Raw genomic sequence first — 15,649 nt, 5'->3', positions numbered from 1 at the left:
AAATTCATTTGTCTGAACGGCTATTTTATTTTCAAAACCTTCACGCTATGCGTGAAGAGCCAAGCATCCGCTTGGCTTACGGTCCAAAAGCTAAAAGCAACAATCTTTGAGAAAAGAGCCTTATTTTAAGACAAAGGTGATGGAGGAAATCAATGAGAGTAATTGTTAGTGGTGGAGGAACTGGAGGACATATATATCCTGCCTTGTCATTAATTCAAGAAATAAAGAAACAATATGCTAATGCAGAAATTTTGTACATAGGTACGGAAAATGGATTAGAAAGCGAACTCGTAACACGTGAAAATATTCCTTTTAAGACGATAAACATAACAGGTTTCCGTAGAAAGCTTTCTTTTGAAAATGTCAAGACAATTTATCGTTTTCTTAAAGGTACGAATGATTCTAAGAAAATGATTAAACAGTTTAAACCGGATGTTGTAGTAGGTACAGGTGGTTATGTTTGTGGGCCTGTTGTCTTTGCAGCATCACAATTAAACATTCCGACGGTTATTCATGAACAAAACAGCGTTCCTGGGCTTACAAATAAGTTTCTAAGTCGATACGTAGACAAAATTGTGTTATCTTTTCCTGAATCAAAAAATTTCTTCCCGGAAGGTAAAACGGTGTATCTTGGAAACCCTAGAGCTTCAGAAGTAATCTCAACAAGTGCTGATCGTGGTAGACAATCTGTCGGTTTAAAAGAAGGCAAGAAGTCAGTTCTAATCGTAGGTGGAAGCCGCGGAGCTAGACCGATCAATGATGCGTTTTTAGAAGTTTTACCAGAAATGAAAGACTTTGATTATCAGTTTTTATACGTAACTGGACAGGTCCATTATGAAAAAGTGATGGATGCAGTCAAAGCAAAAGGGAACCCAGAAAATGTCATTATCAAACCATTTATTCATAACATGCCTGAAGTTTTAGCTAGTGTAGACTTAATTGTCGCTAGAGCAGGAGCTACAACATTAGCTGAGATTACAGCTCTAGGGCTACCGAGTATTTTAATACCTAGTCCTTATGTTACAAATAATCATCAAGAAAAAAATGCACGGGCATTAAGTGTAAAAGGAGCAGCGGTCGTTCGGCTTGAAAAAGAAATGAGCGGAAAAGTATTACTAGAAGATATTGATACTATTTTTAAAAAAGCCGGAAAATGGGAAGAAATGCATAAAGCAGCTCTTTCACTTGGTATGCCAAATGCAGCAACTCATTTTGTTGAGCTGATAGCAGATTTGTCCCAAAAAAAGTAGTTAAACATAGTTCTATTTAAATTCGAAAAATAGATTTAGGTGAAAAACTATTCATTTATGCCATAACGTGTCGTCTGGAATCAAACACGGTCAGTTAGGCGGAAGCATATACTTTTACTATAATTAAATTAAGACTGAGTGAATTTTAGATTTTATGAAAGTATAATTTTTTTATTGGGTGGATTAAAGTAAAAGAAAAATCATCGACTTTCGTCATTGTGGCGAGAAATCATGTTTTTCTGAGAAGTGAGGAGATAAAAGGCGATGGAACAGTTTATTCAACAACTTAGAGAAAAAGATATTGGTAAAGTCCTCGTCCAAGAACCGTTAGCCAATCATACGACTTGGAAAATCGGTGGGCCTGCTGAAGTATTAGTTGAGCCCAAAAATATAGAAACACTTAAGGAACTAATGGGGATGATTCGTAAGGGAGGTGTCCCTTGGCGTGTCATTGGAAGAGGCTCGAATTTGCTTGTAAGAGATCTTGGCATAGAAGGTGTAGTTATTAAACTTGGCGATGGGATTAGTCACCTTGATATAAATGGAGAAGAGATTACAGTAGGTGGTGGCTATTCTGTTATTAAATTGGCGATGATCATCAGTAAAAAAGGCCTTTCAGGATTAGAATTTGCTAGTGGTATTCCAGGTTCAGTTGGGGGAGCTGTATTTATGAATGCTGGTGCTCATGGCTCAGATATTTCTCAAATACTGACGAAGGCTCATATTCTTTTTGAAGATGGGACTATGAAGTGGCTTACAAATGAAGAGTTGGAGTTTTCATACCGTACATCGAAGCTACAGAAAGAAAAGGGAATATGTGTGGAAGCGGCTTTCCAGATGAAGGCTGGTGATCGTGAAGAAATTGTTAAAGTTATGCAGAAAAATAAGGATTACCGTCGGATATCCCAACCTTGGAATTATCCGTGCGCAGGTAGTGTGTTTCGAAATCCATTACCCAATTACGCAGGGCAGTTAATCGAGAAAGCAGGATTAAAAGGATTCCAACTAGGTGGAGCTCAAGTTTCTGAAATGCATGGAAACTTTATAGTAAATATTGAAGATGCAAAGGCGGACGACGTATTAAGTCTTATTCAACATATAAAAGATACAATTCGTGAAAAGTTTAATGTAGAAATTGAAACGGAAGTAGAGATTGTCGGAAAAAAAGAAAACAACGACTGAGAATTACCAGCTTTTTGTGTTATAATACAAAATTATATACACAAATAAAACGGCATAATCTTTTATGCCGTTTTTCGAAATATGGGTATGTATAATGGAGGTTGGACTATGGCTGATGAAAAAGTCATTACGATCAACGACAGAATACCTAAGTTAAAGGAACAGCGGAGACAAAGGGCGAATCGTAGATTAATTTTCTTTTTGTCTTTCTTCTTTTTACTTATCCTCTTAGTAATATATTTTCAATCTCCTTTAAGTCATATTAAGACTATTGAAGTCCACGGAAATTATTACTTGCCTAAAGAGGCAATCGTTAAAAATTCAAAACTGAATAGTGGGACAAGCATTTGGAAAATAGATAAAGAAGAAGTTAGTGATAATATAATGAATTTAAAAGAAATTGAGACGGCAGACATCTCAAGAAGGTTTCCAAATACGGTTGAAATTCATGTCGTTGAATATCAACGGATTGCATATATGTATCAGGAAGGAAAATATTATCCTATTTTAAGTACAGGTGCTTTTTTAGATGAATTACCTCCTCATGAAATGCCTGTAGATGCCCCAATTTTAAAAGACTGGGAGCCAGGGTCAATTGCACAGGAGTTGGCAGCAGAAATAACAAAGCTGTCAGATGGATTGTTTAATAGAATATCTGAAATTTATTATACACCTACAGAAGCCGATCCACTTCGTATTATAGTGTATATGAATGATGGTCATGAAGTGCATTCAACGGTTCGGAATTTTTCAGAAAAAATCGCCCCGTACCCATCGATTGTAAAAGAAATAGATCCTAGTAAAACAGGGGTTATCCATATGAGGATGACACCTTATTTTGAAGAGTTTATCGTTGAGGAGGAAGAGGAAAGTGAAGGTGAACGGTAAACATGTTATTCTTTCACTTGTCCTATTGGTAACCGGCTTTATTTTAGCAGTATCTTATCAATTTGCTAATGAGCATCAAGATTCTAATCCGATCTCTCAGCGCCAATGGAGACATGAAGATGAATTACGTAATAATATTATTTTAGAACAAGCTGTTAATCGAAATTTACAAGAAGAATTAAGAGGGTATCAATCTCAGTTAAGAGAAATAGAAGCAAAAATTGCTGATTTAACAGAAGAACAAGAAGTAAGAGTAGCTTCATTAATTGAGGATTTAGACAGATTGAGAAAAATTGTAGGCACTGTTAAAGTTAAAGGTCCAGGGGTTGAGGTCACTTTATCAGATAGTTCTTATGTTCCAGATGGTGCCAATCCTAACGATTATATTGTTCATGAAGAACAAATTCATAAGGTTGTTCAAGAGTTGCTAGTTGCTGGTGCAGAAGCAGTTGCGATTAATGGGTATCGTTTGTCTAGGAATTCATTTATTCAATGTATTGGGCCAGTAATTTATATAGATGGTATTACATCTTATGCACCTTTTGTTATAACAGCAATTGGGGATCCATTAAGTTTAGAAGGATCAATGACATTGCCAGGAGGAGTAAGGGACCAGTTAGTGAATGATCTTATTGAAGTAAGGCTACAACAAAAAAGTGACATTACGATGGAACCTTACTTATCTGAAAGTAGGTGACATAATGAGTAACAGATTGATTTTTATGATTGTCACTTTAATTATTGGTTTTATGGTAGCGATCCAATTTCAATCAACGAAAGAACCTATCGTTAGGGATACGAGAGATATTCGTGAATTACGAAAAGAATTACGAACAGAACAGGACAGACATCAGCAGCTCGTTCAAGAAATTGAGAAACATGCTTCGTTAATTGACCAATATGAAGTATCGTTAAATGATCATAAGGAAAACGTTGAAAGTGTAATGGAAGAACAAATTGATAATTTAAGAAAAGAAGCTGGTTTAACAGAAGTTTCAGGGGAAGGAATTATACTGACCATTGAACCTCTTTATCATGATCAATTTTTTGGCCATAATAGAAATTCGGTTTCTCCAGTTTTGCTTCGTTTTCTTGTTAATGAATTGAATTTTAATGGTGCTAAAGAAATTGCTATCGGTAATCAACGGATTATATCAACTACTGCATTTCGGGAAGTAAATGGAGTGACTCGTGTAAATAACCGGAGGCTGCCTACTTTACCAATAGAAATAAAAGTATTAGCTGACGACGCTCAGAAGCTTCACAATGAAATGGTTGTTTCAGAGTCTGTTGAATATTTTGAAATTGATAATTTGAAATTAACGTCTACACCGATTAATTATCTTGAGATCCCAGCTTTTGATGATACACCAAGGGTGAGGTATATGGAGCAAGTGAAGGAGGATTAACCGACCGATGTGGTTGCCGATTGTTGGTCTAATTATAGGAATTATATTAGGTTTTTTTACAGAGTTTCGTATTCCTGATGAATATTCTAATTATTTATCAATTGCAGTATTAGCTGCTTTAGATACATTATTTGGTGGAATAAGGGCTCATTTACAAAATAGTTTTGACTCAAATGTCTTTTTGACAGGTTTCTTTTTTAATATCCTTCTTGCTGCAGGTTTAGCTTTTCTAGGTGTTCATCTTGGTGTAGACTTATATTTAGCGGCAATTTTCGCATTCGGTGTACGTCTATTTAATAATATTGCCGTTATCCGTCGAATGTTGCTGTCGAATTGGAAAGAAAGAAGGAATGTGAACAAAGCGTAGAGAATGATGTAATAGTTCTCTTATGTTATGAAAACATGAAGTTTTTTGAAAAAAAAGTGAGAATTGTAAAGAAAGACTAAAAAAATAAAAGGGAAAAGACATTTAATGTTGAATTATCTTATAGTTAAATAAATTTTTCCTTCTATTTTTTCTCACTAGAAGGCTCATTATCGGAAATGATAATCCAAGTGTTTCAGTTAAAACCATAGCAGTTTTTTTATGCTATACAGACCAAAAGGAGGTGCCACAGATGAACAACAATGATATTTATGTAAGCTTAGACATCGGTACATCCAATGTAAGAGTTATCATTGGAGAAATGGCCAATGGATCATTAAACATCATTGGTGTTGGAAATACGAAATCTCATGGGATAAAGAAAGGCTCCATTGTAGATATTGATGAAACAGTAAAATCAATTAAGAGAGCTGTCGATCAAGCAGAGCGAATGATCGGTTTATCTATAAAGCAAGTTATTGTAGGTGTTAATGGGAACCATGTTCAATTACAGCCTTGTCACGGCGTTGTTGCTGTTTCTAGCCCTGACCGTGAAATTGGTGATGAAGATATCGCGCGAGTCATCGATGCAGCTCAAGTGGTATCAATACCACCAGAGCGTGAGATTATCGATGTTATCCCTCGCCAATTCATCGTTGATGGTTTAGATGAGATCAATGATCCACGTGGCATGATTGGTGTTCGCTTAGAGATGGAAGGTACAATTATCACGGGATCAAAAACTATTTTACATAATTTATTACGATGTGTAGAACGCGCTGGTCTACAAATTGCTGATATATGTCTTCAACCTTTAGCTGGTGGCGCAGTAGCAATTTCTAAAGACGAAAAAAGTCTTGGGGTTGGTCTTGTGGATATTGGCGGTGGTTCAACTACTGTCTCGATCTTTGAGCAAGGTACGTTAAAAGCTACTTCTGTTATTCCAATCGGTGGAGACCACGTTACGAATGATATTGCAATTGGTTTGCGTACTTCTAGTGAAGAAGCTGAACGTATTAAATTAAAGCATGGACATGCCTACATTGACGAAGCATCTGATGCAGAGCTATTTAAGGTATCTGTTATTGGTAGTAATGACCAGGATGAGTTTTCACAATATGATATTGCACACATTATAGAAGCGCGTATGGATGAAATCTTTGAACTCATTGAAAGAGAGGTTCAACGTTTAGGTTATGGTGACCTTCCTGGTGGGTATGTACTTACTGGAGGAGCTGTAATGGTTCCGGGTGTGTTAGAATTAGCCCGTGAAGTGCTTCAAAGTAATGTAAGAATTGCAATTCCGGATTATATTGGAGTTCGTGAACCGCAATATACAACAGGAGTTGGTTTAATTCAATTTGCATACCGTAATGTTAAAATTCAAGGAAAAGAAGTTGCTGCTTCTGTTTCTGATATGAATCAAGGAGAAAAGACGAATTCAAAGAAGGAAAAAGTCGCTCCAAAAGCGAAAGAGGATAAAGAGGGCATGAAAAAAGTTAAAAATTGGTTTAAAGTATTTTTTGAATAATAGGCGTTTTTGGCATACATGATGAATTAGGAGGACCTTACATGTTAGAGTTTGAAATGGATATGGATCAACTAGCGACAATTAAAGTCATCGGCGTTGGCGGTGGCGGAAGTAACGCTGTGAACCGTATGATTGAGAATGGTTTGCAGGGCGTTGAGTTTATCGCTGTAAATACAGATGCACAAGCGTTGCACTTATCAAAAGCAGAAATAAAGCTACAGTTAGGTGGCAAACTCACGCGCGGACTAGGGGCTGGAGCAAACCCTGAAATTGGTAAAAAAGCAGCTGAAGAAAGTAAAGAACAAATTGAAGAGGCATTGCAAGGTGCTGATATGGTTTTTATTACAGCAGGAATGGGTGGTGGAACAGGAACAGGTGCTGCACCAGTCATAGCGCAAATTGCTAAGGAGTTAGGAGCATTAACAGTTGGTGTTGTCACTCGTCCATTTACTTTTGAAGGTCGTAAACGATCTACACAAGCTGGGGGTGGAATCGACGCTTTAAAAGAGAAAGTCGACACATTAATTGTTATTCCTAATGATCGCCTTCTAGAAATCGTTGATAAAAACACACCAATGCTTGAAGCTTTCCGTGAAGCTGACAATGTTCTACGTCAAGGTGTACAAGGTATTTCAGATTTAATCGCAGTCCCTGGTTTAATTAACTTAGACTTTGCGGATGTAAAAACGATTATGGTTGATAAAGGATCTGCTTTAATGGGGATTGGTATTGCAACTGGTGAAAACCGTGCAGCTGAAGCGGCTAAAAAGGCTATTTCGAGTCCTTTACTTGAAACTTCAGTTGATGGAGCTCAAGGTGTTTTGATGAACATTACAGGTGGATCAAATTTAAGCTTATACGAAGTTCATGAAGCAGCTGAAATTGTGTCTGCAGCTTCAGATCCAGAAGTGAATATGATCTTTGGATCTGTAATTAATGAAAATTTAAAAGATGAAATCGTAGTGACCGTTATTGCGACTGGTTTTGAAGACAGTGAAAGTAACACAGTAAACAAACAACAATTGCAACGACCTTCAGTACAACCAAGGGTTACTAATTCACAGCCAAAGCAAGAAGAGGTGAAAGAACCTAGGTTTAACCAGCAAGTTCAGCAGCCTGAACAAACGGATACACTAGATATTCCTACGTTCTTACGAAATCGAAGAAGACGTTCAAAGTAAATTTAAAATAAGCTGACTCCTATGAGTCAGCTTATTTTTTATGCAAGAAATTGTCAATCAATTATGATGTTCCTTTGACAGGATAAGTGAAAATCTATCAAAATAACTATTTTATCTCGTCATAAACTGACAGACTTATAAATAGAATCTGATATATACTTGGCTAAACCATACCAAATTGAAGTTGAGAGGACATGCAATGACTATTTATTTGGATGTCATTTGGTTTCTTAATTTATGTATTGATTTTCTATTAATCTGGATAACTGCAATTACATTAAAAAGAACGATACATACATGGCGGTTATCCTTAGCGGCACTTTTTGCTTCACTAATCGTATTTTTTATGTTTACATCTATAGGCCATTTGTTTTACCAACCTTGGATGAAATTTTTTTATTCAATGGGAATCGTTTGGATTGCATTTGGATTTAAACGATTGACGTACTTTGTTCAAAATTTATTTATGTTTTACTTTGTCACTTTTATGACGGGAGGAGGCTTGTTCGCTCTTCACTTCTTTTGGCAAACCGAATTTGAGGTTTTGAATGGGGTAATGTTTACGAAAACGTCAGGGTTTGGTAGTACGTTTAGCTGGATATTCGTTTTAACTGGTTTTCCTCTTGTTTGGCTTTTTTCAAAATATCAATTAAAGCAAGTAGAGGCAAGAAAAATTCATTATGAACAAATAGTTAGTGTCGAGGTCTCAATTGGTCATGAAATGTTAGTCATGAAAGGTCTAGTCGATAGTGGGAATCAATTACATGATCCAATTACAAGGGCTCCAGTTATGGTAATAGAAAAGGATGCATTACATTCTATGCTAAGTAATGAAGAAATTGAACTGCTACTCGATTATAACAATTTAGATAAAGTATATGAGACGAACCATCCTTTTGCAGAAAGAATGAGGATTGTTCCATATCGGGTAGTAGGGAAGGACCAACAATTTATGATGGCGATTAAGCCAGATCGTGTCAAAGTGACGACGACCAATGAACAGCATCTTGTTAAGAAAGTACTAATTGGGATTAACGATATGAATTTATCAAATGATGGAGATTATCAATGTATTGTTCATCCGAAGATGCTTGTTGCAGGAGATGGAAAAAAATTAGCTTAGTTTCACTTTTAATGAGGAGGCAATGACATGCTAAAGTTGAAGTTTACATTGATGTGGCAAAGAATACTATATCGCTTAGGAATGAAGCCAGACGAAATTTATTATATAGGGGGAAGTGAGGCGCTACCTCCTCCTTTATCTAAAGAAGAGGAAGCTCATTTATTAAGCAAATTACCTACTGGAGATAAGGCGGTTCGTGCCATGTTAATTGAACGGAACTTAAGACTCGTAGTATATATTGCACGTAAATTTGAAAATACGGGAATCAACATTGAGGACTTAATCAGTATCGGTACGATTGGACTTATTAAAGCTGTTAATACATTTAATCCTGAAAAGAAAATCAAATTAGCAACCTATGCTTCACGTTGTATAGAAAACGAAATCCTAATGTATTTACGTCGAAATAATAAAATTCGATCCGAGGTTTCATTTGATGAACCACTGAATATTGACTGGGATGGAAATGAACTTCTACTTTCTGATGTATTAGGAACTGAAGATGATATTATTACAAAAGGGATTGAGGAAAAAGTCGATCGAAAATTATTAGTAAAGGCATTACACACATTAAATGATAGAGAAAAACAAATCATGGAACTTCGATTTGGTTTAGCCGGAGATGAAGAGAAAACCCAAAAAGATGTTGCAGATTTACTTGGTATTTCTCAGTCCTATATCTCCCGCTTAGAAAAACGGATCATAAAGCGATTAAGGAAAGAATTTAATAAAATGGTCTAAGCGGTATAAAAAAATATTTAATTCCTCGTAAACGTTGTTATATCATGAACTCATTCGTACTTACCTAGTGTTCATTATATAGTTAGTGTGCATATTTTTCCCTCCCAAGGAGATACTTTACATGAACATCATTCTCCTGTTGGGAGGGAAAGAATTGACACGAAATAAGGTTGAAATTTGTGGAGTTGACACAGCGAAGCTGCCAGTACTGACAAACAAAGAAATGCGTGAATTATTTACACAAATGCAAAGTGGCGACAATAGTGCCCGTGAAAAGTTAGTAAATGGTAATCTTCGGCTAGTCCTAAGCGTAATCCAACGCTTTAATAACCGTGGTGAGTATGTAGATGACCTTTTTCAAGTGGGTTGTATTGGTCTAATGAAATCAATCGATAATTTTGATTTAAGCCAAAATGTTAAGTTTTCTACATATGCTGTCCCTATGATCATCGGTGAAATTAGAAGGTACTTAAGAGATAATAACCCTATTCGAGTTTCGAGGTCTTTACGTGATATTGCTTATAAAGCTTTACAAGTTCGAGATCAGTTAATGGCTGAAAAGAACCGAGACCGAGAACCGACAGTGCAAGAGATTTCTAAAGTACTTGATGTTCCAAAGGAGGATGTTGTTTTCGCTTTGGACGCTATTCAGGATCCCGTTTCTCTTTTTGAGCCGATTTATAATGACGGCGGCGATCCGATTTATGTAATGGACCAAATTAGTGATGATAAGCAAAAAGATGTGAATTGGGTTGAAGAAATTGCTTTACGCGAGGCAATGATCCGCTTGAATGATCGTGAGAAACTCATTTTGAATATGAGGTTTTTCCAGGGAAAGACGCAGATGGAAGTAGCAGAGGAAATCGGTATTTCTCAAGCTCAAGTCTCTAGATTAGAAAAAGCAGCTATTCAACAAATGAATAAACACGCCCAAAGCTAAATGAAAGACTGAGTAGCATAAATAATGTTACTCAGTCTTTTTTCGTCTAAACACTTGCTTCTAAGCTGATTAAGGGTCTTTTGCTTTTCATTATTTTTTGAGATATTATTGGTTGTTTTATCATATAGATGAAGTATAACAGCATGGTCAAGTGGGAAGGTGGGCTAAGAAAATGATGAAAATATCTGACTTACAATCAAAAGATATTGTTAATATGGAAAATGGGAAACGCTTAGGACAGTTAACCGATCTTGATATAAATTTAGCAACAGGACAAATTGATGCTATTATTATAAACGGAACAGGAAAAATGATGAGCTTTTTTAATCGAGAAACTGAAGAGTTTGTTATTCCTTGGGGGAATATAGTTAAGATTGGAAACGATGTGATACTAGTGCATGTCCCTGAACCGTATCACCCTTACCCAATAGGTGGAAATTAGGAAAAAAAGATGTGGTCTGACGAAACTTAATACTCTTTGCATGAAAAATATGCTAAAATAGATAAAAACAATCAAAATTATGACATATTTTGTTGATATACGAATACATGGGTAGGAAGTGGTTTTTTGGTCCATGAACCGTTTACATTAGTGGAACACGATTTATTAAAGATTTCTGAGTGGGAAAAAGAAGACAAGAATTTGATAGCAGGTTTCACAACTCGTCTTGGGGGGGTAGGTGAAAAACCTTACTACGCCTTAAATGTTGGCCTTCATGTAGCAGATGATGATCGTATCGTAATAAAAAATCGTCAAATTGTTGCAACTGAACTTGGGATTCCACTAGAGCAATGGGTGGTTGGTGAACAAATTCATGGAGCAAATATAACAAAAGTAACGAGTGATGATTGTGGAAAAGGTGGGCGGACGCTCGAATCAGCAATTAAAGGAATAGACGGACTTTACACAAAAGAACAAGACATTTTACTCGTAAGTTTATATGCTGATTGTGTACCATTATACTTTTATTCGTCTAAACATCATATGATTGGTTTAGCTCATGCTGGCTGGAAAGGGACAGTATCACAAATTGGTCCGAAAATGATAGAAAGTTGGACAACTAATGAAGGGATAAATGCTAGTGATATATTAGTTACAATTGGTCCAGCTATTTGTCAAAAAGAATATGAAGTTGATACAAATGTAATTAAAGCAGTTGATGATGTACTACCATCAATTGAAGAAAGACCTTATCAACCCTCAAGACCTGGACATTACTTATTAGATTTAAAGAAATTAAATAAACAATTACTAATCAATGCAGGTGTTCCAAAGGAAAATATTCAAATAAGTCAATATTGTACAGCTAGTAACACAGAGTTATTTTTCTCCCATCGTAAAGAAAGTGGTAAGACTGGAAGAATGATGAGCTTTATAGGCTTGAAAGGTTATTAAAGTGTGTCAAAAAGGAGGACGCTCGATTGACAGTTAAAGAAAATCTACATAAAATTCAAGAGGAAATTAACGCAGCCTGTCAACGCTCAGGGCGCGAACCTGATCAAGTAAAAATAATCGCAGTTACAAAATATGTAACTGTTGAGAGAACGCAAGAAGCAATAAATGCAGGCATTACTCATATCGGGGAAAATCGTGTTGAAGGAATAATTGAGAAAGCTGGAGGAGTTAGTGGTCCCACGGTTTGGCACTTTATCGGTTCACTTCAATCAAAAAAAGTAAGAAAAGTTTTAGAGAATATCGATTATCTACACTCATTAGACCGGTTATCTTTAGCTGAAGAAATTCAAAAAAGATGGAAAGTTCGAGAACCATTAAAATGTTTTGTACAAGTCAATGTTTCAGGAGAAAAATCAAAATCAGGGCTTCATCCAAATGAAGTAATCACATTTATCCAAAATCTTAAACAATATTCAGCTATTGAAGTAGTAGGACTAATGACAATGGCTCCCTTTGTTGAAGACCCTGAAGACACTAGATCCATTTTTAAGCAACTACGTTTATTACAACAAGAAGTACAAGCCTTATCCTTCAAACATGCTCCATGTACAGAATTGTCGATGGGGATGTCAAATGACTACATAGTTGCAATTGAAGAAGGAGCTACTTTTATTCGTGTCGGTTCTTCGCTTGTAGGATAAAAATTAAAGTTCTAAAGGAGGAATTGAAATGGGGATGAAATCGAGGTTTAAACGTTTTTTTGAGTTAGAAGAAGATACACAAGATTATGATACATACAACGAAGAAGTAGCAGCGGCTCAGGAAGAGACTCCTCAGTATCGTAGAAGTGACAAGCAATCGAAAAGCCAAAATGTTGTTAGTTTGCAAAGTGTCCAAAAAGCGGCAAAAGTTATTTTAATTGAACCGCGAACATATGATGAAGTTCAGGATATAGCTGACCATTTAAAAAATCGGAAAGCAGTAATTATTAATTTACAACGGATCTCAAATGAACAAGGAAAGCGGATTGTCGATTTTTTGAGTGGAACGGTGTATGCTATAGGAGGAGACATTCAAAAACTTGGTATGAATATTTTCCTTTGTACTCCGGATAATGTGGACGTTTCCGGCTCGATTACAGAAATGATGCAAGAAAGATTTGAACAACGTTAGAATGGTGGTGGATTAATTAAATGCAAGGAATTGGAGCTTTATTAAATTTGGCAATCATGGTTTATTCTTACATGATTATTGCATACATTTTGATGTCATGGTTTCCCAATGCTAGGGAATCTTCGATCGGTCAATTTTTAGGTTCAATCGTTGAACCTTACTTAGCACCGTTTAGAAAATTTATTCCTCCGCTTGGAATGATTGATATTTCCCCAATCGTAGCGATTTTTGCCTTATCATTTGCACGATATGGAGTTGCTGCTCTATTTGGAATGTAAATGGTGTTAATGTCAGATGAACATTTATCAACATTTTCGAAGTGAAGAGCGAACTTTTGTAGATCAAGTAGTAGGTTGGAAGCAAGACGTTTCCATTCAATATACGTATAAATTAACTGACTTTCTTGATCCGCGGGAGCAAGATATTGTTAAAGCCGTTATCGGTAAAGATGAAGAAATTAGCCTCTCTTTTTGGGGAGGCTCTCCAAATGCAGAACGAAAACGAGCATTACTTTCTCCCCCTTATTTTGATTTATCGAAAAAGGACTTTCAGATTCAACCATACGAACTTCGCTATCCTAAAAAATTCATCACTTTAGAACATCGAGATGTGCTTGGGTCACTGATGGGACTAGGTATGAAACGGGAAAAGTTTGGAGATATATTTTTAACAGAAGAAGTTATTCAACTATTAGTTGCCAATGAAGTAGCAAGCTTTATTGAATTAAATCTTCAAAAAGTTGGACAAGCTAAAGTTAAAATTGTCCCCATTAAAGATGAAGATATCATTCAGCAAGTTGAAGAGTGGACAGAAGAGTCTACAACTATTTCTTCCTTACGCTTAGATACTTTACTTTCAGGTATGTATAATATATCTCGTAGTAAATCTGCTCTTTATATTGACCGAGGTTTTGTCAAGGTCAATTGGAAGACGATTGAAGATGGATCGTTTCAAGTTCAAGAAGGAGATTATTTATCTGTAAGAGGATTTGGGCGAAGTAAATTATTTTCGATCACTGGAACTACAAAAAAAGGCAAGATTCGTATTATTTTTGGAAGGAAAAAATAATTAAACAATAGAAAAAGAAGGAAATACTCTTTTTCTGTCGAATAAATACTCTAAGATTAATTACGACAAGATTTGGAGGTGGAGTTCGTGCCTTTGACACCGCTTGATATTCATAATAAAGAGTTCACTCGCGGCTTCCGTGGTTACGATGAAGATGAGGTTAATGAGTTTCTTGACCAAATCATAAAAGATTATGAAGCTGTACTACGGGAAAAGAAGGAAATGTTTGAGAGGGTTCAAGACCTTGATGGGAAACTAGAGCATTATAACAAAATTGAAGAGACTTTAAATAAGTCTATATTAGTTGCTCAAGAATCTGCAGAAGAGGTTCGACGAAGTGCTCAAAAAGAAGCACAGTTAATTGTTAAGGAAGCAGAGAAAAATGCGGATCGAATTATTAATGACGCATTGACCAAATCAAGAAAAATTATAATGGAAATTGAAGAGTTAAAGAAACAAGCCTCTGTATATCGGATGCGCTTTAAAATGCTTGTAGAAGCCCAATTAGAAATGTTGCAAACAGATGATTGGGATGATATTACAAAAGTGGATGATGTTTTAGAAAAAGAAACCGTAGAATAACCGTTTCTTGACGAGCACGTAAGTTTAATTTACACTTTAATAAAGTTTCGCTTTTCTTGCAAATAAGATTAAGCATCGTTTTGAATTATATAATTTCCAAAACTATGATAGGGAGAGTACCGATATCATTTCTTTAATTTAGCGAATCAGGGATGGTGTAAGCCTGATATAAAGGGATATTGGGAAGATCACCCTTGAGTTCTATACCGAACGTTCATATTAGTAGGCTGTAGCGCTTCATTCACGATACGAATGATGAGTGAATAATGTCATTAATTTGTTATTATTCAGTAGGGTGGTACCACGGGTAACCTTCTCGTCCCTATAAGACGAGAAGGTTTTTTTTGTTGTCCGAGCTTTTCTTTATCTCATACGGAGGGCTCCAGTCCATACGTCGCTAAGCGGGTACTTCCGCTTTTCTATGTCTAGCTACAGGCGTCATCGGCTCGAGGTCGCTTCGGTCCATCAAATGTGTCCAAAGTTCAGGACCCTAATTGCTGGTCCTCCAGCGCTTGTCGCCGATAAGCAGACGCCTTCCGCTTTTCTTGTCTAGCTGCAGTACCCAGCGTCTAGTGGACTTCGCTCTCCTCCTTACGATAAGGCAACATCGGTTCGCATGCGCTCTCCGTGTTTTCTTTATCTCATACGGAGGGCTTCAGTCCATACGTCGCTAAGCGGGTACTTCCGCTTTTCTTGTCTAGCTACAGGCGTCATCGGCTCGAGGTCGCTTCGGTCCATCAAATGTGTCCAAAGTTCAGGACCCTAATTGCTGGTCCTCCAGCGCTTGTCGCCGATAAGCAGACGCCTTCCGCTTTTCTTGT

At 36.5% G+C, this 15,649-nt stretch carries 18 protein-coding genes and 1 other annotated feature; all 18 genes read left to right on the top strand.

The features are described 5' to 3' along the window. Positions 1-152: 152 nt before the first annotated feature. Positions 153-1,250: an undecaprenyldiphospho-muramoylpentapeptide beta-N-acetylglucosaminyltransferase gene (gene murG / locus J0N78_RS25115; protein ID WP_209125817.1), complete on the top strand. Its 1,098-nt coding sequence runs from the start codon at positions 153-155 to the stop codon at positions 1,248-1,250. 264 nt (positions 1,251-1,514) lie between these two features. Continuing rightward, a complete protein-coding gene (gene murB / locus J0N78_RS25110; RefSeq protein ID WP_209125816.1) occupies positions 1,515-2,432 on the top strand; it encodes a UDP-N-acetylmuramate dehydrogenase in 918 nt (305 codons plus the stop codon). A 108-nt stretch (positions 2,433-2,540) separates the two neighbouring features. Next, complete coding sequence (locus tag J0N78_RS25105) at positions 2,541-3,320, top strand: cell division protein FtsQ/DivIB (RefSeq protein ID WP_209125815.1); 780 nt, start codon at positions 2,541-2,543, stop codon at positions 3,318-3,320. Continuing rightward, positions 3,304-4,017, top strand: coding sequence for a DUF881 domain-containing protein (locus tag J0N78_RS25100; protein ID WP_209125814.1), 714 nt, complete (start codon positions 3,304-3,306; stop codon positions 4,015-4,017). The genes J0N78_RS25105 and J0N78_RS25100 overlap by 17 nt, the downstream gene beginning before the upstream one ends. Positions 4,018-4,021: 4 nt before the next feature. Continuing rightward, positions 4,022-4,729, top strand: a complete 708-nt coding sequence (locus J0N78_RS25095; protein WP_209125813.1) for a DUF881 domain-containing protein — start codon at positions 4,022-4,024, stop codon at positions 4,727-4,729. 7 nt (positions 4,730-4,736) lie between these two features. Then, the gene (locus J0N78_RS25090) at positions 4,737-5,096 is read left to right on the top strand and encodes a small basic family protein (protein WP_209125812.1); all 360 of its coding nucleotides are present in this window, start codon (positions 4,737-4,739) and stop codon (positions 5,094-5,096) included. 250 nt (positions 5,097-5,346) lie between these two features. Next, positions 5,347-6,624 (top strand): cell division protein FtsA, encoded by a 1,278-nt coding sequence (gene ftsA / locus J0N78_RS25085; protein ID WP_209125811.1) that lies wholly within the window; start codon positions 5,347-5,349, stop codon positions 6,622-6,624. A 41-nt stretch (positions 6,625-6,665) separates the two neighbouring features. Further along, a complete protein-coding gene (ftsZ, locus tag J0N78_RS25080) occupies positions 6,666-7,805 on the top strand; it encodes a cell division protein FtsZ (protein ID WP_209125810.1) in 1,140 nt (379 codons plus the stop codon). A 199-nt stretch (positions 7,806-8,004) separates the two neighbouring features. Continuing rightward, positions 8,005-8,928: a sigma-E processing peptidase SpoIIGA gene (gene spoIIGA, locus J0N78_RS25075; protein ID WP_209125809.1), complete on the top strand. Its 924-nt coding sequence runs from the start codon at positions 8,005-8,007 to the stop codon at positions 8,926-8,928. Positions 8,929-8,955: 27 nt separating this feature from the next. Then, entirely contained in the window at positions 8,956-9,669 is a 714-nt protein-coding gene (sigE, locus tag J0N78_RS25070) for an RNA polymerase sporulation sigma factor SigE (protein WP_075385562.1), read from the top strand. Between the two features lie 121 nt (positions 9,670-9,790). Beyond that, positions 9,791-10,609, top strand: a complete 819-nt coding sequence (sigG, locus tag J0N78_RS25065; RefSeq protein WP_209125808.1) for an RNA polymerase sporulation sigma factor SigG — start codon at positions 9,791-9,793, stop codon at positions 10,607-10,609. Between the two features lie 172 nt (positions 10,610-10,781). After that, positions 10,782-11,051 carry a YlmC/YmxH family sporulation protein gene (locus J0N78_RS25060; protein WP_209125807.1) on the top strand — a complete coding sequence of 90 codons (270 nt, stop codon included), beginning with the start codon at positions 10,782-10,784 and terminating at the stop codon, positions 11,049-11,051. Between the two features lie 126 nt (positions 11,052-11,177). After that, positions 11,178-12,005: a peptidoglycan editing factor PgeF gene (gene pgeF / locus J0N78_RS25055; RefSeq protein WP_247747541.1), complete on the top strand. Its 828-nt coding sequence runs from the start codon at positions 11,178-11,180 to the stop codon at positions 12,003-12,005. Positions 12,006-12,031: 26 nt separating this feature from the next. Then, the gene (locus tag J0N78_RS25050; RefSeq protein ID WP_209125806.1) at positions 12,032-12,706 is read left to right on the top strand and encodes a YggS family pyridoxal phosphate-dependent enzyme; all 675 of its coding nucleotides are present in this window, start codon (positions 12,032-12,034) and stop codon (positions 12,704-12,706) included. 28 nt (positions 12,707-12,734) lie between these two features. Then, complete coding sequence (locus tag J0N78_RS25045) at positions 12,735-13,178, top strand: cell division protein SepF (protein ID WP_209125805.1); 444 nt, start codon at positions 12,735-12,737, stop codon at positions 13,176-13,178. A 20-nt stretch (positions 13,179-13,198) separates the two neighbouring features. Further along, positions 13,199-13,456: a YggT family protein gene (locus J0N78_RS25040; RefSeq protein ID WP_209125804.1), complete on the top strand. Its 258-nt coding sequence runs from the start codon at positions 13,199-13,201 to the stop codon at positions 13,454-13,456. Between the two features lie 16 nt (positions 13,457-13,472). Next, positions 13,473-14,246 carry a YlmH family RNA-binding protein gene (locus J0N78_RS25035; RefSeq protein ID WP_209125803.1) on the top strand — a complete coding sequence of 258 codons (774 nt, stop codon included), beginning with the start codon at positions 13,473-13,475 and terminating at the stop codon, positions 14,244-14,246. 87 nt (positions 14,247-14,333) lie between these two features. Continuing rightward, complete coding sequence (locus J0N78_RS25030; protein ID WP_209125802.1) at positions 14,334-14,828, top strand: DivIVA domain-containing protein; 495 nt, start codon at positions 14,334-14,336, stop codon at positions 14,826-14,828. Positions 14,829-14,923: 95 nt separating this feature from the next. Continuing rightward, positions 14,924-15,155: a binding site (T-box leader), on the top strand. Positions 15,156-15,649 lie beyond the last annotated feature (494 nt).

This window comes from Alkalihalobacillus sp. BA299 (assembly GCF_017745675.1).
Taxonomy (GTDB): domain Bacteria; phylum Bacillota; class Bacilli; order Bacillales; family Bacillaceae_F; genus Alkalihalobacterium.
Note: the sequence above shows the minus strand (reverse complement) of the source record. Positions and strands in the feature narration are given on the sequence as shown.

Bases quoted from the DNA above. Each gene is read 5' to 3' on its own strand.
- J0N78_RS25040 (WP_209125804.1), top strand. From the start codon at position 13,199: ATGCAAGGAATTGGAGCTTTATTAAATTTGGCAATCATGGTTTATTCT.
- J0N78_RS25035 (WP_209125803.1), top strand. From the start codon at position 13,473: ATGAACATTTATCAACATTTTCGAAGTGAAGAGCGAACTTTTGTAGAT.
- ftsZ (WP_209125810.1), top strand. From the start codon at position 6,666: ATGTTAGAGTTTGAAATGGATATGGATCAACTAGCGACAATTAAAGTC.
- J0N78_RS25090 (WP_209125812.1), top strand. From the start codon at position 4,737: ATGTGGTTGCCGATTGTTGGTCTAATTATAGGAATTATATTAGGTTTT.
- spoIIGA (WP_209125809.1), top strand. From the start codon at position 8,005: ATGACTATTTATTTGGATGTCATTTGGTTTCTTAATTTATGTATTGAT.
- J0N78_RS25045 (WP_209125805.1), top strand. From the start codon at position 12,735: ATGGGGATGAAATCGAGGTTTAAACGTTTTTTTGAGTTAGAAGAAGAT.
- J0N78_RS25060 (WP_209125807.1), top strand. From the start codon at position 10,782: ATGATGAAAATATCTGACTTACAATCAAAAGATATTGTTAATATGGAA.
- sigG (WP_209125808.1), top strand. From the start codon at position 9,791: ATGAACATCATTCTCCTGTTGGGAGGGAAAGAATTGACACGAAATAAG.
- J0N78_RS25095 (WP_209125813.1), top strand. From the start codon at position 4,022: ATGAGTAACAGATTGATTTTTATGATTGTCACTTTAATTATTGGTTTT.
- ftsA (WP_209125811.1), top strand. From the start codon at position 5,347: ATGAACAACAATGATATTTATGTAAGCTTAGACATCGGTACATCCAAT.
- sigE (WP_075385562.1), top strand. From the start codon at position 8,956: ATGCTAAAGTTGAAGTTTACATTGATGTGGCAAAGAATACTATATCGC.
- J0N78_RS25105 (WP_209125815.1), top strand. From the start codon at position 2,541: ATGGCTGATGAAAAAGTCATTACGATCAACGACAGAATACCTAAGTTA.
- murB (WP_209125816.1), top strand. From the start codon at position 1,515: ATGGAACAGTTTATTCAACAACTTAGAGAAAAAGATATTGGTAAAGTC.
- murG (WP_209125817.1), top strand. From the start codon at position 153: ATGAGAGTAATTGTTAGTGGTGGAGGAACTGGAGGACATATATATCCT.